The sequence below is a fragment of the Klenkia terrae genome (genome assembly GCF_037083865.1).
Lineage (GTDB): Bacteria > Actinomycetota > Actinomycetes > Mycobacteriales > Geodermatophilaceae > Klenkia > Klenkia terrae.
In genome coordinates this window covers 69,153-89,619 of sequence record NZ_JBAPLV010000016.1, presented here as the reverse complement: position 1 = coordinate 89,619, position 20,467 = coordinate 69,153, and the positions used below count along the sequence as shown (strand labels likewise).

At 75.3% G+C, this 20,467-nt stretch carries 19 protein-coding genes; 12 read left to right on the top strand and 7 right to left on the bottom strand.

Annotated elements, in window-relative coordinates:
• Positions 1–10: 10 nt before the first annotated feature.
• Positions 11–1,705: an AMP-binding protein gene (locus UXQ13_RS15175; protein WP_336392507.1), complete on the bottom strand. Its 1,695-nt coding sequence runs from the start codon at positions 1,703–1,705 to the stop codon at positions 11–13.
• Positions 1,706–1,887: 182 nt separating this feature from the next.
• Here UXQ13_RS15175 and UXQ13_RS15170 point away from each other — a divergent pair, with 182 nt between their 5' ends.
• Genes UXQ13_RS15170 through UXQ13_RS15130 form a run of 9 tightly spaced genes read left to right on the top strand, consistent with a single transcriptional unit; the run spans position 1,888 to position 13,412 of the window.
• Complete coding sequence (locus UXQ13_RS15170) at positions 1,888–3,042, top strand: acyl-CoA dehydrogenase family protein (protein WP_225233984.1); 1,155 nt, start codon at positions 1,888–1,890, stop codon at positions 3,040–3,042.
• Between the two features lie 10 nt (positions 3,043–3,052).
• Positions 3,053–4,648, top strand: coding sequence for an AMP-binding protein (locus UXQ13_RS15165; protein ID WP_225233985.1), 1,596 nt, complete (start codon positions 3,053–3,055; stop codon positions 4,646–4,648).
• Positions 4,645–6,276: an acyl-CoA carboxylase subunit beta gene (locus UXQ13_RS15160; protein ID WP_225233986.1), complete on the top strand. Its 1,632-nt coding sequence runs from the start codon at positions 4,645–4,647 to the stop codon at positions 6,274–6,276. The genes UXQ13_RS15165 and UXQ13_RS15160 overlap by 4 nt, the downstream gene beginning before the upstream one ends.
• Before the next feature lie 5 nt (positions 6,277–6,281).
• Entirely contained in the window at positions 6,282–8,264 is a 1,983-nt protein-coding gene (locus tag UXQ13_RS15155) for an ATP-binding protein (RefSeq protein ID WP_225233987.1), read from the top strand.
• A complete protein-coding gene (locus UXQ13_RS15150) occupies positions 8,261–9,025 on the top strand; it encodes an enoyl-CoA hydratase/isomerase family protein (protein ID WP_225233988.1) in 765 nt (254 codons plus the stop codon). Before UXQ13_RS15155 ends, UXQ13_RS15150 begins: the two co-directional genes overlap by 4 nt.
• On the top strand, positions 9,025–9,810 hold the full coding sequence (locus UXQ13_RS15145) for a TIGR03084 family metal-binding protein (protein ID WP_225233989.1): 786 nt from the start codon (positions 9,025–9,027) through the stop codon (positions 9,808–9,810). The genes UXQ13_RS15150 and UXQ13_RS15145 overlap by 1 nt, the downstream gene beginning before the upstream one ends.
• Positions 9,807–11,570 (top strand): acyclic terpene utilization AtuA family protein, encoded by a 1,764-nt coding sequence (locus UXQ13_RS15140; RefSeq protein ID WP_225233990.1) that lies wholly within the window; start codon positions 9,807–9,809, stop codon positions 11,568–11,570. Before UXQ13_RS15145 ends, UXQ13_RS15140 begins: the two co-directional genes overlap by 4 nt.
• Positions 11,571–11,583: 13 nt before the next feature.
• Positions 11,584–12,171: a TetR/AcrR family transcriptional regulator gene (locus UXQ13_RS15135; RefSeq protein WP_225233991.1), complete on the top strand. Its 588-nt coding sequence runs from the start codon at positions 11,584–11,586 to the stop codon at positions 12,169–12,171.
• The gene (locus UXQ13_RS15130; RefSeq protein ID WP_336392506.1) at positions 12,168–13,412 is read left to right on the top strand and encodes a glutamate mutase L; all 1,245 of its coding nucleotides are present in this window, start codon (positions 12,168–12,170) and stop codon (positions 13,410–13,412) included. Before UXQ13_RS15135 ends, UXQ13_RS15130 begins: the two co-directional genes overlap by 4 nt.
• A 125-nt stretch (positions 13,413–13,537) precedes the next feature.
• On the opposite strand, the gene UXQ13_RS15125 is transcribed toward UXQ13_RS15130, so the two are convergent.
• Together UXQ13_RS15125 and UXQ13_RS15120 are read right to left on the bottom strand one after the other, a co-directional pair.
• Entirely contained in the window at positions 13,538–14,173 is a 636-nt protein-coding gene (locus tag UXQ13_RS15125; RefSeq protein WP_225233993.1) for a pentapeptide repeat-containing protein, read from the bottom strand.
• A gap of 22 nt (positions 14,174–14,195) precedes the next feature.
• Entirely contained in the window at positions 14,196–15,650 is a 1,455-nt protein-coding gene (locus tag UXQ13_RS15120; protein ID WP_225233994.1) for an MFS transporter, read from the bottom strand.
• A gap of 118 nt (positions 15,651–15,768) precedes the next feature.
• Between UXQ13_RS15120 and UXQ13_RS15115 the strand changes: the two genes are divergently transcribed.
• Complete coding sequence (locus UXQ13_RS15115; protein ID WP_225233995.1) at positions 15,769–16,341, top strand: TetR family transcriptional regulator; 573 nt, start codon at positions 15,769–15,771, stop codon at positions 16,339–16,341.
• Between the two features lie 48 nt (positions 16,342–16,389).
• Positions 16,390–16,578 carry a hypothetical protein gene (locus UXQ13_RS15110; RefSeq protein WP_225233996.1) on the top strand — a complete coding sequence of 63 codons (189 nt, stop codon included), beginning with the start codon at positions 16,390–16,392 and terminating at the stop codon, positions 16,576–16,578.
• Here UXQ13_RS15110 and UXQ13_RS15105 read toward each other — a convergent pair.
• Together UXQ13_RS15105 and UXQ13_RS15100 are read right to left on the bottom strand one after the other, a co-directional pair.
• A complete protein-coding gene (locus UXQ13_RS15105) occupies positions 16,562–18,037 on the bottom strand; it encodes a PH domain-containing protein (RefSeq protein WP_225233997.1) in 1,476 nt (491 codons plus the stop codon). The two genes, UXQ13_RS15110 and UXQ13_RS15105, sit on opposite strands and share 17 nt — an antisense overlap.
• Entirely contained in the window at positions 18,034–18,525 is a 492-nt protein-coding gene (locus UXQ13_RS15100) for a PH domain-containing protein (protein WP_225233998.1), read from the bottom strand. The genes UXQ13_RS15105 and UXQ13_RS15100 overlap by 4 nt, the downstream gene beginning before the upstream one ends.
• Before the next feature lie 42 nt (positions 18,526–18,567).
• Between UXQ13_RS15100 and UXQ13_RS15095 the strand changes: the two genes are divergently transcribed.
• Positions 18,568–18,897, top strand: a complete 330-nt coding sequence (locus tag UXQ13_RS15095) for a rhodanese-like domain-containing protein (RefSeq protein ID WP_225236054.1) — start codon at positions 18,568–18,570, stop codon at positions 18,895–18,897.
• 60 nt (positions 18,898–18,957) lie between these two features.
• Here the strand turns inward: UXQ13_RS15095 and UXQ13_RS15090 are convergent, their stop codons facing one another.
• Positions 18,958–19,134, bottom strand: a complete 177-nt coding sequence (locus UXQ13_RS15090; RefSeq protein ID WP_225233999.1) for a DUF1059 domain-containing protein — start codon at positions 19,132–19,134, stop codon at positions 18,958–18,960.
• 63 nt (positions 19,135–19,197) lie between these two features.
• Complete coding sequence (locus tag UXQ13_RS15085; protein ID WP_225234000.1) at positions 19,198–20,361, bottom strand: EAL domain-containing protein; 1,164 nt, start codon at positions 20,359–20,361, stop codon at positions 19,198–19,200.
• Positions 20,362–20,467: the final 106 nt, after the last annotated feature.

Below are 20,467 nucleotides of genomic sequence, written 5' to 3'. Positions count from 1 at the left end.
CCCTGCTGCGTCAGCGGGGGGCTGCGGACAGGTCGGCCGCGGCGTCGTCGTAGAGGTCGGACATCGCCTGGCGGAGCTTGTACTTGAGCACCTTGCCGCCGACGGTCTCCGGCAGCGCCTCGCTGAAGAGCACCGCCTTGGGCGTCTCGAAGCCCGCCAGCCGGGTGCGGCACCAGTCGACCAGCTCGGTCTCGGTGATCGTCGCCCCGGGCGCGCGGACGACGACCGCGGTCACCGCCTCGCCCCACCGGTCGTGCCGCAGCCCGACGACGGCGGCCTTGGTGACCTGCGGGTGCTCGTGCAGCAGGGCCTCGACCCGGATGCTGGACACGTTCTCCCCGCCGCTCTTGATGATGTCCTTGTAGCGGTCGACCATGATCCGCAGGCCGTCCTCGTCCACCACGCAGCTGTCGCCGGAGTGGAACCAGCCGTACCGGAAGGCCTCCTCGGTGGCGGCCCGGTCCCGGTAGTAGCCCGCCGTGACGGCCGGCGATCGGTAGACCGCCTCGCCGGGGACGCCGGGGGCGTCCATCAACGAGCTGCCGTCGACGTCCATCACGATCGAGGCCAGCAGCGGGTTGGGGATCCCGACGTAGTTGAGCGATGTCCCGGCCGCGGCGACCTTCGCCTCCTCGGTGGCCGGCCAGAACCGGTGGCAGCTGATCGCCTCCGTCTGGCCGAAGATGCCCATCAGCGACAGGTCGCCCCCGCAGCTGGACCGCAGGGACGCCGTCACGCCGGCCTCGACCGCCCCCCAGCCGTAGACCAGGACGCGCAGCGAGCTGGGTGGGCCGGAGCCCACCGCGGCCGCGAGCTCGGCCGCGAACGCCTTGACCAGCTGGGGTGAGCCACCCCAGATCGAGGTCGCCCGCTCGCGCTGCACGGCGGCCGCCATCTCGGCCGGGACGGGCCGCCGGCCGATGACCAGGCGGCCCCCGGCCAGGAACACCGACAGGGACAGGCACTGGTCGGCCACGTGGTAGACGATCGGCAGGAAGGCGACCTGCACCAGGTCGGCCTCCAGGGCGAGACCGCGGGTCAGGGACACGGCGAAGGAGTAGGCACCGAAGTACGCGTAGTGGTGCGACAGCATCACGCCCTTGGGCAGGGCCGTGGTCCCCGAGGTGAAGAGGATCTCCCAGATGTCGTCGCCGTGGACGGTGGCACCGGCGTCGGTGGTCGGCTGACCGGCGACGAAGTCGGCGAAGGAGACGCTGCCGGCGGCCGGACCGCCGCCGATGGTGATCGTCACGTCGACCGCCAGCCCCTGCTCGGCGAACGCCGGCTGCACGTGCGCCCAGAGCTCGGCGTCGACGACGGCGAAGCGCGGCTGGGCCAGCTCGACCAACCGGCTGACGACGTCGGGGGCCAGGGACGGGTTCAGCGGCACCGACACCAGCCCGGCCCGGGCCGCGCCGAGCTTGGTCAGGTAGGCCTCGACGGAGTTCTCGCAGACCAGCAGCACCCGGTCGCCGCGCTGCAGGCCCGCCGCCAGCAGGCCGTTGGCCACCTGCTCCACGACCGTCGCCGCCTGCCGGTAGGTCAGCCGCTCGTACCCCGGGTCGCCGAACGCGCCCGCCCAGCCGGTGATCGCCACCCGGTCGGGCCGGCTGTGGGTCAGCCGCTCGAGCACGTCGCCCACGCTGGTCCGGTTCCACCGGTCGTCGGCCCGGCGGTCGTACAGGCTGTCCACGTCGATGACCACGCGCGCTCCTCGTCCCGCGCCGGCGTCGTCGCGCGGCGTCGTTGGGAGTGAACCGTCGACCACTGGAGGGGCTGCCGTCAAGCCCCGGATGTGAGCTGGGTCGCCGCAGGCGGTGGTGCAGGCGACCACACCGCGCTACGGTGGCGGTGTTAGTGAACCGTCGATCACATCGGAGTGGCCACGTGGAGTTCGCCGAGAAGCCGGAGCTGCAGGCCCTGCGCGAGACCGTGGGGCAGATCGCCGCCCGCTACGGCAGCACCTACTACGTGGAGCGCGCTGCGAAGCACGAGCCGCTCACCGAGCTCTGGGCGGACCTGGCCAAGGCCGGCTTCATCGGGATCAACGTGCCCGAGGAGTACGGCGGCGGGGGCGGCGGCCTGGTCGAGCTGGCGATCGTCTGCGAGGAGATCGCCGCCCAGGGCTGCCCGATGCTGCTGCTCCTGGTGTCCGCGGCCATCTCGGCCGAGGTCATCACCCGGTTCGGCGACGACGAGCAGAAGCAGCGCTGGCTGCCCGGCCTGGCCGACGGCACGTCCAAGGTGGTCTTCGCGATCACCGAGCCCGGCGCCGGATCCAACAGCCACCAGCTCGCCACCAGCGCCCGCCGCGACGGCGACGACTGGCTGATCTCGGGCACGAAGTACTACATCTCCGGCGTCGACGAGGCGCAGGCGCTCATGGTGGTGGCCCGCACCGGCACCGACGAGGTGACCGGCAAGGCGCAGATGTCGCTGTTCCTGGTGCCCACCGACGCCCCGGGGCTGGTGGCCCAGCCGTTGCCGGTGGACGCGATGCTGCCCGAGCGGCAGTTCACCCTGTTCTTCGACGACGTCCGGGTCGGCCCGGAGATGGTGGTCGGCGAGGTGGGGGCCGGGTTCGCGCAGGTGTTCCACGGGCTCAACCCCGAGCGGATCACCGGTGCGGCCCTCTGCGTGGGCATCGCGCGGTTCGCGCTGGCCAAGGCTGCGGACTACGCCAACCAGCGCACCGTCTGGAAGGCCCCGATCGGCAGCCACCAGGGCGTGTCCCACCCCCTCGCCAAGGCCGCCATCGAGACCGAGCTGGCCGCGCTGATGACCCGCAAGGCCGCCTGGGCGCACGACTCCGGCGTCCCGGCGGGGGAGGCCTCGAACATGGCCAAGTACGCCGCCGCCGAGGCCGCGCTCGGTGCCGTGGACGCCGCGATCCAGACCCACGGCGGCAACGGTCTGTCCACCGAGTACGGCCTGGTGCCCTACTGGGGGCTGGCCCGGTTGCTGCGGATCGCCCCGGTGAACCGGGAGATGGTCCTCAACTTCGTCGCCCAGCACACCCTCGGCCTGCCCCGCTCGTACTGAGGAGCCCGCGATGCCCACCCCCCTGCAGGACAACCTGGTGCACCGGGTCAACGTCGGCGACACCCTCACCCGCACCGCCGACCGGCTGCCGGACAAGGTCGCGGTCGTCGACGGGGACCGGCGGATCACCTACCGCGAGCTGGACGACTGGACCGACCGGCTGGCCCGCGGGCTGGTCGACCGCGGCTACGCCCCCGGCGACTCGCTGGCCCTGGCCTCGGGCAACAGCGCCGAGTTCCTCGCCGTCTACTACGCCTGCGCCAAGGCCGGCGTCGTCTGCGTGCCGCTCAACCTGGGCTGGCGCCCCGACGAGGCGGGCTACGTCCTCGGGCACGCCGGCGTCCGCGGGGTCGTGGTCGAGACCCAGCTCGCCGACTGGGTGGGTCAGGCCCTCGACGGTCTGGACGGCGTCACCGACGTCGTCGTCGCCCCCGGCACGGGAGGACCGGTGCCGGAGACCCTCGCCGGGCGGACCACCGTGACGACGGCCGCGTTCGAGGGCGCCGCCGGTCCGGTCGAGGAGCTGGTCGAGGACCGGGCGCCGGTCACCTACCTCTACACGTCGGGCACGACGTCGGCGCCCAAGGGCGTGGTGGGCAACCACGTGGCCGTCGTCGTGGAGTCGCTGACCATGGCGCTGGAGGCGCGCTGGACCGACGACGACCGGTTCGTCGCGATGATGCCGATGTTCCACACCGCCCAGCTCAACTGCTTCTGCACCCCCGCGGTGATCCTGGGCGCGACGCTGGTCGTGCACCGCGGCTTCGACGCCGACCGGCTGCTGGACACCATCGAGTCCGAGCGGATCACCCAGGTGTTCGGGCTGCCGATGATGCTCCGGGCCCTCACCGAGCGCCCCGACATCGCCGACCGCGACCTGTCCACGCTGCGCCGGGCCTGCTACGCGATGGCGCCGATGCCCGAGTCGCAGCTGCGCCGGGCGATCGAGGTCCTCGGCTGCGAGCTCTTCCTGCTCTTCGGGCAGACCGAGATGAGCCCCACCACCACCCTCTTCCGGCCCGAGCACCAGCTCACCCACGCCGGCGCGGTCGGCACCCCCACCGTCAGCGTCCGGGTGGCGCTGATGGGCCCGGACGGCGAGCGGGTGGCCCCCGGCGAGGAGGGCGAGATCGTCTACCGCAGCCCGCAGGCGCTCACCGGCTACCTGCACGACGAGGCCGCCACCGAGGCCGCGTTCGCCGGGGGCTGGTTCCACTCCGGGGACATCGGCCGCTTCGACGACGACGGTGTGCTCTGGTTCGCCGACCGCTCCAAGGACGTGATCAAGACCGGCGGGGAGAACGTCGCCTCGATCGAGGTGGAGAGGGCGCTGTACGCCGCGGACCCCCGGATCGCCGAGGTCGTCGCCGTCGGCCTGCCGCACGAGCGCTGGACCGAGGCGATCACCGCCGTGGTCGTCGCCCAGCCCGGGGCGGTCATCGACGAGGCCGAGCTGCTCGCCGCCGTCCGCACCCGGCTGGACGGCTACAAGGTGCCCAAGGCCGTCGTCGTGCTGCCCGACCTGCCCCGGACCTCCACCGGGAAGGTGCAGAAGAACGTGCTCCGCCAGCGGCTGGCCGACCACTACGCCGAGGGGACCCGATGACCGCCGTCACCGACCCGCGGGTCACCGAGGGCACGGTCCTGTCCTCCCGGCTGGACACCCGGGGCGAGCAGTACCGGACCAACCGGACCGCCTCCCTCGCCGTGCTGGACCAGCTGGAGGAGCAGCTGGACCTGGCCCGCGCCGGGGGTGGCGAGCGGTACGCAGCCCGGCACCGCGACCGCGGCCGGCTGCTGGCCCGGGAGCGGATCGAGCTGCTGCTGGACCGGGACGCGGCCTTCCTGGAGCTGTCCGCGCTGGCGGCCTGGGGCACCGCGTTCACCGTCGGGGCCAGCATCGTCACCGGCATCGGCGTCGTCTCCGGCGTGGAGTGCGTGCTCATCGCGCACGACCCCACGGTCCGCGGCGGGGCGATGAACCCGGTCTCGCTGAAGAAGACGCTGCGCGCGCTGGAGATCGCCCGGCGCAACCGGCTGCCGGTGGTCAACCTGGTCGAGTCCGGCGGGGCCGACCTGCCCAGCCAGGCCGACCTGTTCGTCAACGCCGGGCAGATCTTCCACGACCTCACCGAGCTGTCCGCGATGGGCGTGCCGACCATCGCGCTGGTCTTCGGCAACTCCACCGCCGGCGGCGCCTACGTGCCCGGCATGTGCGACTACTCGGTGCTGGTCGACCGGCAGGCCAAGGTCTTCCTCGGTGGCCCGCCGCTGGTCAAGATGGCCACCGGCGAGGACGCCGACGACGAGGAGCTCGGCGGCGCCGCGATGCACGCCCGGGTCTCCGGCGTGGCCGACCACTTCGCCGTGGACGAGCGGGACGCGATCCGGCTGGGCCGTCGCATCCTGTCCGAGCTGAACTGGCGCAAGCAGGGTCCCGGCGCCTCGCTGCCGGCCGACGAGCCGCGGTACGACCCCGACGAGCTGCTGGGCATCGCCCCGGCCGACATCCGGGTGCCCTTCGACCCCCGCGAGGTGCTCGCCCGGGTCGTCGACGGCAGCCGGTTCGGTGAGTACAAGCCGGAGTACGGGACCAGCCTGGTCACCGGGTTCGCCTCGGTGCACGGCTTCCCGGTCGGCGTGCTCGCCAACGCCCGCGGCGTGCTGTTCAGCGAGGAGGCCAAGAAGGCCGCGGAGTTCATCCAGCTGGCCAACCAGGTCGACACCCCGCTGGTCTTCCTGCAGAACACCACCGGCTTCATGGTCGGGAAGTCCTACGAGCAGGGCGGGATCATCAAGGACGGCGCGAAGATGATCAACGCCGTCACCAACTCGACGGTCCCGCACATCACGATCAACACGGCCGCGTCCTTCGGTGCCGGCAACTACGGGATGAGCGGACGGGCCTACGACCCCCGGCTGATGTTCGCCTGGGCCGGCGCCAAGCTGGCCGTGATGGGCGCCGCCCAGCTGGCCGGGGTCATGTCCATCGTCGGCAAGGCGTCGGCCGCGGCGTCCGGGCGGCCCTTCGACCAGGCCGCCGACGACGAGCGACGACGGGGGATCGAGGCCCAGATCGAGGCCGAGTCGCACTCCTTCTTCGTCACCTCCCGGATCTACGACGACGGCCTGCTCGACCCGCGGGACACCCGCACCGTCCTGGGCATCGCCCTGTCCGCCGCCCACTCGGGCCCGATCGAGGGACGCCACGGCTACGGCGTCTTCCGGATGTGAGCGCGATGCCGAACCGTCCGCCGATCACCAAGCTGCTCGTGGCCAACCGCGGGGAGATCGCGCTGCGGGTCATGCGCACCGCCCGCGAGATGGACGTCGCCACCGTCGCGGTCTTCTCCGACCCCGACGCCGACGCCCCGTTCGTGCACGCCGCCGACGAGGCCGTCCGGCTGCCGGGGGCGAGCCCGGCCGACACCTACCTGCGCGGGGACCTGGTCATCGCCGCGGCGCTGGCCACCGGCGCCCAGGCGGTGCACCCCGGCTACGGGTTCCTGTCCGAGAACGCCGGGTTCGCCCGGGACTGCGCGGCCGCCGGTCTGGTCTTCGTCGGCCCGACCCCCGAGGCGATCGACGCGATGGGCTCCAAGACCGCGGCCAAGGAGCTGATGGCCGCCGCGGGGGTGCCGGTGCTGCCCGGCGTCGTCGTGGGCGAGGACGTCACCGACCTGCCCGCGCAGGCCGCCGGCATCGGCTACCCGGTGCTGGTCAAGGCCGCGTTCGGCGGGGGTGGCCGGGGCATGCGGATCGTCGCCGGCCCGGACGAGCTCCTGGACGCCGTCGACAGCGCCCGCCGGGAGGCGGTCTCGGCGTTCGGCGACGGGACGGTGTTCCTGGAGCGCTACGTCGAGCGGCCCCGGCACGTCGAGGTCCAGGTCGTCGGGGACACCCACGGCACGGTGGTGCACCTGTTCGAGCGCGAGTGCTCGATCCAGCGCCGCTACCAGAAGGTGCTGGAGGAGGCGCCGTCCCCGGCGGTGGACGACGCGCTGCGCGCCCAGCTGGGCGCGGCCGCGATCGCCGCCGCCCAGGCCATCGGGTACGTCGGCGCGGGCACGGTCGAGTTCGTGCTCGCCCCCGACGGCGACTTCTTCTTCCTCGAGGTCAACACCCGGCTGCAGGTCGAGCACCCGGTGACGGAGCTGGTGACCGGCCTGGACCTGGTCCGGGTCCAGCTGCAGGTCGCCGAGGGGCTACCGCTGCCCCCGGAGGTGCTCGACGCCCGGGTCACCGGGCACGCGATCGAGGCCCGGCTCAACGCCGAGGACGTCCCGGCCGGGTACCTGCCGGTCACCGGCACCGTGCACCGGTTCGCCGTCCCCGCCCTGCCCGGGGTCCGGGTCGACAGCGGCGTTGCCGACGGCTCGGTGGTCGGCGTGCACTACGACTCGATGCTGGCCAAGGTGATCGCGCACGGCGCCACCCGGGACGAGGCCTGCCGCCGGCTGGCCCGCGCGCTGGCCGAGACCCGGGTGCACGGCCTCACCACCAACCGGGACCTGCTGGTCGCCGTGCTGCGCGAGCCCGAGTTCCGGGCCGGCGAGATCGACACCGGCTACCTGGGCCGGCACCCCGAGCTGACGTCCCCTGCCGTGGACGCCGACGTCCTCGCCCGGCACGCCGCGGCCGCGGTGCTGGCCGACCAGGCGGCCCGCCGGGACGCCGCCCGGGTGCAGCGCCCGGTGCCCACCGGCTGGCGGAACGTGCCCAGCGGCGACCAGGTCGCGGTCCTCGCGCACGGGGACGACGAGCTGGAGGTCCGCTACCGGCGCACCCGGGACGGCTGGCGGGTGGCGGTCGGGGACACCCGGCTCGCCGTCGAGGCGGTGGACGCGACACCGGAGCGGGTCGTGCTCACCGTGGACGGGGTCCGCCGGTCGCTGGCCGTGCACCGGGTCGGGGACGACGTCTTCGTGGACGGGCCGGGCGGCTCGACGTCGTTCACCGAGCGGCCGCGCTTCCCTGAGCCGGGCAGCCAGGCCGGGGAGGGGTCGCTGCTGGCACCCATGCCCGGCACCGTCGTCCGGGTCGCGGTGGCCGAGGGCGAGTCCGTGACCGCGGGGCAGACCGTGCTGGTGCTGGAGGCGATGAAGATGGAGCACGTGGTGGCCGCACCCACCGACGGCGTGGTCGGCGAGCTGCAGGCCGTCGTCGGCGACACCGTGGACACCGGAGCCGTGCTGGCCGTCGTGACGGCGGTGGAGGCATGAGCGGGGTGGTCACCTACGAGGTGGTGCGCCGGGTCGCCTGGCTGACCATCGACCGGCCCGAGGCCCGCAACGCGCTGTCCGCCGAGGTCCGCCGCCTGCTGACCGAGGGCTTCGAGCGGTTCGCCGCCGACGAGGACGCCGCGGTCCTGGTGCTCACCGGCACCGGGGACAAGGCGTTCTGCGCCGGCGGCGACCTGCGGGAGATGGCCGACACGGCGCTGACCGTGCCGCCGCCGGACTTCGTGCCCCAGCCCGGCCGGACCATCGAGCTCACCAAGCCGGTGGTCGCCGCGGTGAACGGGATCGCCTACGGCGGGGGGTTCCTGCTGGCCCAGCAGTGCGACCTGGTGCTGGCCGCCGAGCACGCCCGGTTCGCCGTCAGCGAGGCCAAGGTCGGCCGTGGGGCGCCGTGGGCCGCGCCGCTGTCCTGGCTGGTGCCGCCGCGGGTCGCCATGCAGCTGCTGGTCACCGGTGACCCGATCTCCGCCCAGCGGGCCAGGGAGGTCGGCCTGGTCAACGAGGTCCACCCCGCCGCGGAGCTGCACGACGCCGCACAGGCGCTGGGGGAGCGGATCGCGGCCAACGCGCCGCTGTCGGTCGCCGCGGCCAAGCAGACCGTGCGGCTGATGGCGGCCGACCGGTTCGCCGAGGCCTACGCCGCGGCGGAGGCCCTGTGGGGCCCGGTCTACCTCTCCGCGGACGCCCAGGAGGGCCCGGCCGCGTTCCGGGACAAGCGCACCCCGGTCTGGACCGGCCGCTGATGGCCGCCGACATGGCCGCGTTGACCGCGGACCTGGCCGCCGAGTCCGCCGACCTGGACCGGGTGCTGGCCGCCCTGCCGGACGACGCCTGGTCCACCGCCACCCCGGCCGCCGGCTGGTCGGTCGCCGACCAGGTGGTGCACCTGGCCCACTTCGACGAGACCGCCACCGCGGCCGCCGTCGACCCCGACCGGTTCCGCGCCGAGGCCGCGGCGCTGATGGCGCACGGCGACGACTTCACCGAGGTGGTGGCCCGGGCCAACCGCGGCCGGTCGCCCGCGGACCTGCTGGGCTGGCTGCGCTCGGCGCGGGCGGAGTACCTGCGGGTCTTCGCCGCCCTGGAGCCCGGGACGACGCTGCCCTGGTACGGCCCGCCGATGAGCGCGGCCTCCTCGGTGACCGCCCGGCTGATGGAGACCTGGGCGCACGGCCAGGACGTCGTCGACGCCGTCGGTGCCCGCCGCGAGCCCACGTCACGGCTGCGGAACGTCGCGCACCTCGGCGTCGCCACCCGCGGCTGGAGCTCCCGGGTGCACGGCGAGGAGCCGTCGTCCGTACCGGTCCGGGTCGAGCTCACCGCCCCCGACGGCACCGTCTGGACCTGGGGCCCGGACGACGCCGCCGACCGGGTCACCGGACCGGCGCTGGACTTCTGCCTCCTCGTCACCCAGCGCCGGCACCGCGCCGACCTCGACCTGACCGCCACCGGCCCGGTCGCCGACCACTGGCTGGACCTCGCGCAGGCCTTCGCCGGCCCGCCCGGCCCCGGGAGGGCACCCGCATGACCGCGCCCCGCCGACCCGTCCGGATCGCCAACTGCTCCGGCTTCTACGGCGACCGGCTCGCCGCCGCCCGGGAGATGGTCGAGGGCGGGCCGATCGACGTCCTCACCGGGGACTACCTGGCCGAGCTGACCATGCTCATCCTCTACAAGGCCCGGCAGAAGGACCCCGACGCCGGCTTCGCCCGTACCTTCCTCGGCCAGCTCGAGGAGGTGCTGGGCACCTGCCTGGACCGCGGCATCAAGGTGGTCAGCAACGCCGGCGGGCTGAACCCGGCCGGCCTGACCACCCAGATCGGCGCGCTCGCCGAGCGGCTCGGGCTGCACCCGAGGGTCGCGTACGTGCACGGCGACGACCTGCTGCCGCGGCTGCCGCAACTGCTGGCCGACGGCGTGGACCTGGCGCACCTGGACACCGGGCAGCGGCTGGCCGAGGCCGGGGTCGACCCGGTCTCGGCGAACGCCTACCTCGGCGGCTGGGGCATCGCCGAGGCGCTCACCGCCGGGGCGGACGTCGTGGTCACCGGCCGGGTGACCGACGCATCGGTCGTCGTCGGGCCGGCGGCGTGGTGGCACGGCTGGTCGCGCACCGACTGGGACGCCCTGGCGGGTGCGGTGGCCGCAGGCCACGTCGTCGAGTGCGGTCCGCAGGCGTGCGGGGGCAACTACGCATTCCTCGAGGAGGTCGTGGACCGCCGGTACCCGGGGTTCCCGATCGCCGAGGTCGCCGCCGACGGGTCCAGCGTGATCACCAAGCACGCCGACACCGGTGGGCTGGTCTCGGTCGGCACGGTCACCGCCCAGCTGCTCTACGAGATCGACTCCCCGGTCTACGCCAACCCCGACGTCGTCGCCGACTTCGGCACCTGCGAGCTGACCCAGCAGGGGCCGGACCGGGTGCTGATCTCGGGCACCCGCGGGTCGGCGCCCTCGGACCAGCTGAAGGTCGCGCTGAACCACCTGGGGGGCTACCGCAACACCATGACCCTGGTGCTGACCGGTCTGGACCTGGCGGAGAAGGCGGCCTGGGCCGAGGCCGAGCTGTTCGGCATCCTCGGCGGCCGGGACTCCTTCGCCGACACCGACGTCTCCCTGCTCCGCTTCGACACCCCCGATGCGCCGACCAACGTGCAGGCCACCGCCCACCTGCGGATCACGGTCAAGGACGGCGACCGGCAGAAGGTCGGCCGGCGGTTCTCCGACGCCACCATGCAACTGGCCCTGGGCGGCTACGCCGGCTTCCACACCACCACGCCGCCGACCTCGGAGAGCGCCTACGGCGTCTACTGGCCGGCGCTGGTGCCCCGTGACCTCGTCGAGCACGTCGTCGTGCTCCCCGACGGCGGGTCCCGCGTCGTCGAGCACCCGCCCGCGGGGCCGCCGTCGGCGCCGGCGGAGGTCCCCGTGCCCGGCTGGTCCGCCGACGGCCCCACCGAGCGGGTGCCGCTGGGCCGGCTGGTCGGGGCGCGGTCCGGGGACAAGGGCGGCAACGCCAACGTCGGCCTCTGGGCCCGCGACGACGAGACCTGGGCCTGGCTGGCCGCGACGATGACCGTCGAGCGGTTCCGGGAGCTGCTGCCCGAGGCCGAGGGGCTCGCCGTCCGCCGGTTCGAGCTGCCGCACCTGCGCGCGCTCAACCTGGTCGTCGTCGGGCTGCTCGGCGAGGGCGTGGCCTCGGCGACCCGACCGGACCCGCAGGCCAAGGGCCTGGGGGAGTACCTGCGGTCCCGGACGCTCGAGGTGCCGGTCAGACTGCTGCGGTGACCGGGGGCCCGCGATGAGCAGCAGCGAGGGGGTGCGCACCCGCGACCCGGACCGGCGGGTGCGGATCCTGCGGGCGGCCACCTCGCTGCTGGCCGAGCGCGGCTTCCACGGCGTCTCGATGGCCGACATCGGCGGCGCCGCGGGCATCGTGGGGTCCGGGGTCTACCGGCACTTCGACAGCAAGTCCGCCGTGCTCGTCGCGCTGCTGGACGAGGTCATGGACCGGCTGCTGCGGACCGCGTCGGACGCCGCCGGCTCGGGCCGGGACGAGCGCGAGGTGCTGGCCGACCTGGTCCGCGGCCAGGTGCTCTTCGCCGTCGACGACCGGGCGCTGCTGCAGCTCTACCAGCGCGAGGTGCACAGCCTGCCCGACACCGACCGGCGTCGGCTGCGCCGTTCGCAGCGGCACTACGTCGAGGAGTGGGTGCACGTGCTGCTCGAGCTGCGCCCAGAGCTGACCGACGGCGTCGCCCGCGCCTGCGTGCACGCCGCCATCGGCGCCGTCCAGTCGGTCGCCACGTACGACGGCGGCCTGCCCCGGGACGACGTGGTCGACCTGCTCACCCGGGCGGCCTACGCCTGCCTCGGCGTCGCGCCGTGAGCACCGTCGTCTGCGTCGACATCGGGTCCACCTTCACCAAGGCGGCGCTGGTCGGCGTCGGCACCGGCGAGCTGCTGGGTACCGCGCAGGCGCCGACCACGCTGGACGACGTCGTCCGCGGGGTGCTGAACGCGACCGCCGGCTTCCCCGACGTCCCGGTGCTCGCCTGCTCCTCGGCCGGCGGCGGGCTGCGGTTGGCCGTGGTCGGCTACGAGGAGCTGATCAGCGCCGAGGCCGGCCACCGGGCCGCGCTGTCCGCCGGCGCCCGGGTCGTGCACATCGCGGCCGGCCGGCTCGACGCGACCGGGCTCGCCGCCCTCGCCGACGCCCGGCCCGACGTCCTGTTGCTGGTCGGCGGCACCGACGGCGGGGACACCGCCGTCCTGCGGCACAACGCCCGCGCGCTGGCCGGGTGGGACCGGTCCGTCCCCGTCGTGCTGGCCGGCAACGTGCAGGTCCAGGACGAGGTGGCCGTGCTGCTGCGGGACGGCGGCCTGCCGGTCACCGTCTGCGCCAACGTGCTGCCCGACATCGGCGAGCTGGCCCCGGAGTCCGCGCGCGCCGGCATCCGGGCGGTCTTCCTCGAGCACGTCATCGGCGGGGACAAGCTCTCCACCGACCCCCGGCTGCGGCAATGGGTCCGCGCGGTCACCCCGGACGCCGTGCTGGACGGCGTCGTGGTGCTGGCCGGTCTGCGGGCCGCCGCGGAGGTGCCCGGCGTGGTGGTGCTGGACGTCGGCGGGGCGACCACCGACGTCTACTGCGTGCCCGACCTGGACGCCGAGCAGGCCGCGCTGCGCCGGGAGGCCGTCGGCGTGCCCGCGCACCGGCGCACCGTCGAGGGCGACCTCGGCGTGCACCACGCCGTCGCCGACCTGCGCGCCGCGGCGCACGCCGAAGGGCTGCCCCCGCTGGCCGACGACGCGCTGGCCCTCGGCGAGGCGGCGGCCACCGTCGCGCTGCGCCGGCACCTGCGCGCCGAGGCGGCCTACGGCCCGGGCGGGTCCTCGGCCCAGGGGGTGGGCCTGGTCGTGCTGTCCGGCGGGGTCTTCCGGCACGCCGCGCCCGCCGACCGGGACGCCGTCGTCGCCCGCCTGGCTGCCGACCGCGGCGGGGCCGGCGGCGTGCTGGGCGGCACCGAGGTCGCCGTCGACAGCGCCTACGTGCTGGCCGCCGTCGGCCTGCTGGCCCGCGACCACCCCGACGCCGCCCGCGCCCTCGCCGCCACCCTTCTGCCCTGACCGGCCGCGCCCTGACCGGCGTGGATCAGCTCAGCTGATCGGAGGCCGTCCTGGCTCACCGGCGTCGGTGAGCCAGGACGCACGCCGGTGAACCCAGCTGATCCACGCCGCGAGAGAGCCGGGCGTCAGCGGGCGACGCGGATGCCCAGGTGGGCGGCCATCCCCGGGGACCAGCCGGCCAGCTGGGCGGCGCTGATCGTGGCGCCCTGCAGGCCGGTGACGCCGTCCAGGTCGGGCAGGCCGGCGTCGGTGAGGTCGACGTCGCGGCAGCGCGTGCCCGACGTGTGCAGCGTGCCCAGCTCGCCGCCGCGGACGGTCACCCGCCGCAGGTCCGCCCCGCCCAGGTCGAGCTCGCCGAGCACGCAGTCGACCAGCTCGACCTCGACCAGGGTGGCGCCGCGCAGGTTGACGTAGTCGGCCCGGACGCCGGTCAGCGTGACCCGGGTCCAGTGCGCCCCGTGCGCGGTGAAGGCGCCGAACCGGCCGCCCTCGACCACGGTGTCCAGCCAGGTGCCGTCCCCGGCGAGCAGCTCGGTGGACCGGCAGCGCAGCAGGCCGACCGTGGCCAGCCGGGCGCGGGTGAGCGCCAGCCCGTCGAGCGCGCAGTCCTCCAGCAGGCACTCCAGCAGCGCCGCCCCGGTGGCGTCGCCGGTCAGCTCCAGCTCGGCGAACCGCAGTCCGTCCGCCGTCCCGCCGGCCAGCTCGTGCGGGCCGGCGTCGGTGAGGTCGGGCAGGGGTGCGAGCAGTGCGGCGACGTCCACCGGGTCAGCCTCCCAGCCGGGGTCAGGCGGCGGACGGCGCGGGTTCGGCGGTGGCGCGCACCCCGGGGATGAGCAGCGCGATCACCGCACCGAGCAGGGCGGCCCCGGCGCAGACGGCGAACAGCACCCGGTAGGCGGTCAGCGACGGCAGCACCGCCGTCCCCAGCGTGATCGTCGAGGCGGCCAGCAGCGTGCCGCCGACCGCGCTGGCCAGCGAGCTGCCGACCGAGCGGGCCAGCGTGTTGAGGCCGTTGGCCGCGGCCAGCTCGGACGCCGGCGCGGCCCGCAGCACCAGGCTGGGCATCGCGGCGTAGGCGATGCCGGTGCCGGCCCCGGCGACGGTGGTGAACACGACCACCTCGGTGAACGACCCGGTGAACAGGATCCGGCCGAGGAAGCCAACGGCGATGACCGCTGCCCCCAGGGCGAGGGTGACCTTGGGGCCGAAGCGGGCCGAGAGCTTCGCCGAGACCGGCGACAGCAGGATCATGGCCACGCCCGAGGGCAGCAGGCACAGCCCGCTGGCCAGCACCGACGAGCCGAAGCCGTAGCCGGAGGCGGCCGGCGCCTGGACGTAGGACGCCGTCCCGATCAGGCTGGCGAACAGGGCGAAGCCGACGCACACCGAGGCCACGTTGGTGAGCAGCAGCGCCGGCCGGGCGTTGGTGACCATGTCCACCAGCGGGGACGCCGTCCGGCGCTCGACCAGCACGAAGGTGACCAGCAGGACGGCGGCGAGCACCAGCAGCCCGATCGTCCACGGGTCCGCCCAGCCCCAGCGGGAGGCCTGGGCCAGGGGCAGCAGCAGCGAGACCAGCGCGGCGGCCAGCAGGACCGCGCCGGGCAGGTCCATCCGGCCGCTCGCCACCGTGGGCACCTCGCGGAGCACGGCCAGGATCCCGGCCACCGCGACCGCCCCGCCGGCGACGCAGATCCAGAACAGCACGTGGTAGTCGGTGTGCTGGGCGACGAAGGCGGCCAGCGGCAGCCCGAGCGCCCCGCCGATGCCCAGGGTGGCGCTGACCAGCGCGATGCCGGTGCCCGCCCGCTTCGCGGGGAGCACGGTGCCGATCAGGCTGATGCCCAGCGGGATCGCCGCCGTGGACAACCCGGTGACCGCCCGCCCGACGATGAGCCACGGCAACGTGTCCGACAGCGCGCAGATCAGCGAGCCGACGGTGAGCGCGGCGGCGGCCAGCACCAGCATGCGGCGCTTGCCGTACAGGTCGGCGAGCCGGCCCACGACCGGGACGGCGACCGCGCCGACCAGCAGGGTCGAGGTCAGCAGCCACTGCGTGCTCTGCCCGAGCTGCGCGGCCAGCTCGGGCAGGATCGGCACCAGCAGCGAGGTGGTCAGGGCGACGATCACCCCGAGGACGGCGACGACGGTGAGCGCGGTGACCTGGGCCGCGGTCCAGCCCTCGTCGGTGGTGTCCGGGGTCGACTCGGTGGCGCCGGGGACGGTGGGTGCGGACACGGGCATGCTCCACGGGGATGCGGACGGATAAAGTGGCACAAACTGCCAGATGGCACCGTATGCCAGATGGTTGCCCGATGCACCGGTCCGCCGCATGACGTGGACCACAACCGGAGGGGTGAGGGCGGTCGAGGGCCTGCGGGAGCGCAAGCTGGCCGAGAGCCGGGCCCGGGTGGTGGACGCCGCGTTCGGGCTCTTCGCCGAGCGCGGCTTCGACGCCGTCACCGTGGCCGAGGTCTGCGCGGCGGCCGACATCGCCCCGCGCACGTTCTTCCGCTACTTCCCGACCAAGGACGACCTGCTGGCCGAGCCCGCCCGGGTGATGTCGGCGCGGATGCGGGCGGCGCTGCAGGACGTGCCCGTCGACCAGCCCGACGCTGCCGCGCTGCGCACGGCGGTGCTGGCCCTGGGCGAGGCGGTCGTGGCCGACGCCGACCGCACCGCCCGGCTGCTGCGGGTGGTCCGGTCCAGCGACGCCGCCCGGCCGCACCCCTTCCTGCGCCTGGCCGACCGCGAGCGCGAGCTGGCCGAGCTGCTGGCCACCCGCTCCGGCCGCACCCCGGCCGACTGGCGCACTCGCCTGCTCGTCGCCCGGGCGACGGCGGCGTTCCGGGTCTGGCTGGACGACCTGGTCGACGGGGCCGTGGACGACCCGCTGCAGCACCTGGCCGAGGTGCTCGACGCGCCCTGACCGTCTCCTCCGGTGGCGCCCGGCCCCGGGTTCCGAGACGGTGAGGGCATGGAGTGGACGACGTTCCTGAGCCGGCTGACCCTCTGGGCGTTCGCGGGGGCGGCGGTGGGGCTGCTCGTCGGGCTGGTCCTGCTCGGCCTCGACGTGGTGGACAACCCGTTCTGGTGCGTCTCCGGCGGCATCCTCGTGGCCGCGGTCGCGATGCCGATGCGGGAAGCGGTCAGCCGGGACCGCTGAGGGCCTCGGCCCACCGGCCCGACGCCGCCACCGCGAACGGGACGGCGTCCCCGGCCGCGATGTCCAGCGCCTGGTAGCCGCCGGCACCGGCGCCCACGGCCGCCACCACCGTGGCCACACCCTGCCGGCGCTGGGAGAACGACTGCTGCACCTGCCAGCCGACCACCGCCCGGCGCTGCAGGACCGCCTGCTCGCGGACCAGCCAGCCCGAGCGCACCGAGAAGGTCCGCGGCCCGGTCGCGTGCCCCAGCGATGCGTACCGGCCCAGGCCGACCGGCACGCCGAGCGCGGCCAGCACGAGGCCGACCAGCAGCACCCACCAGAGCCCCAGCGTCGCGGTGAGCACCACCCCGGCGACGGCGACCACGGCCCCGGGCAGGATCGCGCGCACCAGGCGTCGCCGGCGGGCGGCCGGCGGGTGCGGGCGCAGCGGACCGGGGTCCTCGACCAGCCGGCCGGTCACCGCCCAGGCCTCGGTGCGCGGGCCCAGCGGCAGCAGCTGGCCGCGCCGGGCGGCGTCGCCCAGCCCGGTGACCAGCGCGGTGGCCCGCGCCGCGCGCACCCACCGCATGCCGAGGCCCTCGGTGACCGTGCCGCCGCGGATGCGGTCGATCTCCAGCTCGGTGTGCCGCCGGTTGAGCAGCCCCCGGACGGCGATGAGGGAGCCACCGCGCCGGACCAGCCGGAACCGCCAGTTGACCAGGGCGCTGCCGACGATCGACCCCACGACCAGCAGCACCGCCATGGCCCCGAGCGCCCCGGCCAGCACGGCGGTGTCCGTCAGGTCCGGTCGGCCGAGGTCCGGGCGCCAGCGCCGAGGCAGCTCGTCGGCCAGCCGGAACAGCGCCCCCACCGCGGCCAGCGGGACGGCCAGGTAGCTGCCGACCAGCGGCGCGTACAGCAACCAGCGGTCGTCGAAGCGGGCGAACTCCTCCTCGGCCGGGTCGCCGGCGGAGTCCGGCGCCGGGACCTCGGCGCCCCGGCGGGCGAGCAGGTGGGTGCGCAGCCGGTCGGCCTCGGCCCGGGGCAGCCCGTCGACGACGAGCTCCTCCTCGTCGGACTGCACGGCGCCGGCCGCGGCGTCGATCCGCACCCGGACCAGGCCGAGCAGGCGGTGCAGCGGCGGCGCCTCGACCTCCACCCCGCGGACCCGGTCCAGCGGCACGGTGCGCACCGAGCGGGACAGCAGGCCGCGGGTCACCACGACCGCCGTCGGCCCGGGTGCGTACCGGAACCGCGACCACGCCAGGACCGCCGAGCCCAGCGAGACCGCGGTGACCACCGCGACGATCACCACCACCGCCCACGGCCCGTCGGTGAAGCCGCGGAAGGCGCCGAACGCCAGCAGGGCCGGCACCCACTGCCGGGCCTGCCGGAAGGTGATCGTGTGCGCCAGCACGATCCGCCACGACGTCCGCCGCGCCACCACCTCGGGGGGCAGGTGCCACTCGGGGGTCACGTGGCCTCGTCGCGGACGAGCTCGGCGCGGCGGGCCAGGTCGTCGGCCACCCGGGCGGCGATGTCGGCGTCCAGGTGCGGGATCCGGACGGTGCCCTGCGAGGACGCCGTCAGCACCGCCACGCTGGCCAGCCCGAACAGCTGCTGCACCACCCCGCGGGTGACGTCGACGGTCTGGATCCGGGAGATCGGCACCAGCGTCCAGGTGCGGGACAGCCAGCCGGTGCGGGTGAACACCGCCTCGGCGGTGACCTCCCACCGGTGCACCCGGTACCGCAGCCGGGGCCGGAACCCGATGGTCACCACGGCCTCGACCAGCACGAGCACCGGCAGCAGCACCGCCAGCCAGGTCGGCAAGGGCAGCATGACCTCCAGGCCGACGACGACGGCGGCCAGCACCAGGGCGCCGAGGACCCCCTCGACGGCCCACAGGCCGATCGCGTTGCGGGCCGGTGACCAGGCCGGCGTCCGGGCGGGGTCGGGGTGCATGGACCCCATCCTCCCGGGTGGGACACCATGGGCGGCGTGACGATGCCGCAGCAGGTCCCGACCGTGCCCGCCCGCGAGGTCCCCGAGGACGCCGTCGTGCTCGACGTCCGGGAGGACGACGAGTGGGTGGCCGGCCACATCGAGGGCGCGACGCACATCCCGATGGGCCAGGTCCCGGCGCGCCTGGACGACCTCCCCGAGGGCGACCCGCTGTACGTGACCTGCCGCGGCGGCGGCCGGTCGGCCCGGGTGGCCGCGTGGCTGAACCAGAACGGCTACGACGCGGTCAACGTCGGCGGCGGCATGGGCGAGTGGCAGGACGCCGGTCGGCCCATGGTCAGCGAGACCGGGTCCGCGCCGACGGTGGCCTGAGCCGGCCCGGCCTGAGCCGGCGACGGGGGCGCCGGGGATCCGGCGCCCCCGTCGGGCGCGTCAGGCGGCCGCGGTGATGCGGGCCCGGACCTGGGCGACCAGGGCCGGGGGCACGTCGACGAGCCCGTGGTCGGCGGCGGCGTGCGCGGCCACCTGGGCCAGGATGCCGTCCTCGTCGTCGGCGGTGAACGCACGACCGCAACCGGGGACGACGTCCCCGCAGGCGAAGCTCTTCATCAGGTCTCTCCTCGTTCTGTGGTGCTCGACCTCGCGAGTCTCTGCACGAGGGGGTCTGGGGGGTCAGCCGGTCCGGCGGTCGTCCTGCTCGGCCAGCCGGGTCAGCAGGTGCTCGACGAGGACGACGCCCAGCACGGCGCCGACGTCGTCGACGCACACGACGGGGTCGAAGCGGGTGTCCTCGGGCCGGGTGACCACCCGGCGGGCGAGCTCGGCCACCCCGGTGGAGGCCGCCGCCCGCAGCGAGACCGGCGCGGCGCGGTGCCCCGGTCGGTCGTCCCCGCGCCGCAGCGGCAGCAGGACGGCGACCGGGCGGCCGAGCCCGTCGACCCGGACGGCCGGACCGGGTCCGGACGGCTCGGCGTCGCCGGCCACCAGCTCCACCCGCTCGACCAGGCTCGCGATGTTCTCCCGCAGCAGGCCCTGGGCGTGCGACCGGCGCAGCCGGTCGGCCACCGCGGGGTCCAGCGACGACCACGGCGGCGCCGGTCGGCCCAGCAGGAAGCCCTGGGCCAGCGGGACGCCCAGCCGCGAGAACGCCTCCATCTCGCCCCAGGTCTCCACGCCCTCGGCGAGCAGCCAGGCGTCGATGCGGGCACCGAACTCACCGAGCAGGGTGGCCAGGGCGAGCTTCACCGGGTCGGCGTCGGCGCCGTCCACCAGGGCCCGGTCGAGCTTGATCAGCTGGGGGCGGAAGGCGGTCAGCTGCTGCAGCCCGGAGTACCCCGACCCGGCGTCGTCCAGCGCCACCAGCGCGCCGCGGTCGCGCAGGGCGTCCTGCACGGCCAGCAGCGGCCGGACGTCGGCCACCGCCTGGTGCTCGGTCAGCTCCAGGACCAGCGGGGACAGGTCGCCGGCGCCCAGCAGCAGGTCGGCGAGCTCGGGATCGGTCAGCAGGTGCGGGCTGACGTTCACCGTCAGGAAGCAGTTCGGGGGCAGGTCGGCGCGCAGCTGCAGGCAGCGGGCCACGACCAGCGCCTCGACCCGGGCCCCGATGCCGGCGGCGTCGGCCGCGGCGAACCAGCGGTCCGGGGTGGCCGGGCTGGGCGAGCCGTCAGCGGACCGGAAGCGGGCCAGCGTCTCGTAGCCGGCGACGACGCCGCGGGCGACGTCGACGATCGGCTGGAAGACCAGCCGCAGGGTGTCCGGGTCGGTGGCCAGCCGGTCGAGCTCGGCGGCCCAGTCGATCGCGGGCGCGGGGGGCGGCAGCGGGGCGAGCGATGTCACCCCCCGGACGTCGGCCGCCCGGCACCGGGGCTGGAGCCGGGCGGGACGAGATCGCCCGGAAGGGGTGGGGGTCGCGGCGCCGCGGGGCGGCGCCGCGACCCCGTCC

Excerpts from the sequence above, each read along its gene's own strand:
- UXQ13_RS15140 (WP_225233990.1), top strand. The coding sequence starts at position 9,807 with ATGACCGCGCCCCGCCGACCCGTCCGGATCGCCAACTGCTCCGGCTTC.
- UXQ13_RS15110 (WP_225233996.1), top strand. The coding sequence starts at position 16,390 with ATGGAGTGGACGACGTTCCTGAGCCGGCTGACCCTCTGGGCGTTCGCG.
- UXQ13_RS15160 (WP_225233986.1), top strand. The coding sequence starts at position 4,645 with ATGACCGCCGTCACCGACCCGCGGGTCACCGAGGGCACGGTCCTGTCC.
- UXQ13_RS15150 (WP_225233988.1), top strand. The coding sequence starts at position 8,261 with ATGAGCGGGGTGGTCACCTACGAGGTGGTGCGCCGGGTCGCCTGGCTG.
- UXQ13_RS15165 (WP_225233985.1), top strand. The coding sequence starts at position 3,053 with ATGCCCACCCCCCTGCAGGACAACCTGGTGCACCGGGTCAACGTCGGC.
- UXQ13_RS15155 (WP_225233987.1), top strand. The coding sequence starts at position 6,282 with ATGCCGAACCGTCCGCCGATCACCAAGCTGCTCGTGGCCAACCGCGGG.
- UXQ13_RS15095 (WP_225236054.1), top strand. The coding sequence starts at position 18,568 with ATGCCGCAGCAGGTCCCGACCGTGCCCGCCCGCGAGGTCCCCGAGGAC.
- UXQ13_RS15135 (WP_225233991.1), top strand. The coding sequence starts at position 11,584 with ATGAGCAGCAGCGAGGGGGTGCGCACCCGCGACCCGGACCGGCGGGTG.
- UXQ13_RS15100 (WP_225233998.1), bottom strand. The coding sequence starts at position 18,525 with ATGCACCCCGACCCCGCCCGGACGCCGGCCTGGTCACCGGCCCGCAAC.
- UXQ13_RS15090 (WP_225233999.1), bottom strand. The coding sequence starts at position 19,134 with ATGAAGAGCTTCGCCTGCGGGGACGTCGTCCCCGGTTGCGGTCGTGCG.
- UXQ13_RS15145 (WP_225233989.1), top strand. The coding sequence starts at position 9,025 with ATGGCCGCCGACATGGCCGCGTTGACCGCGGACCTGGCCGCCGAGTCC.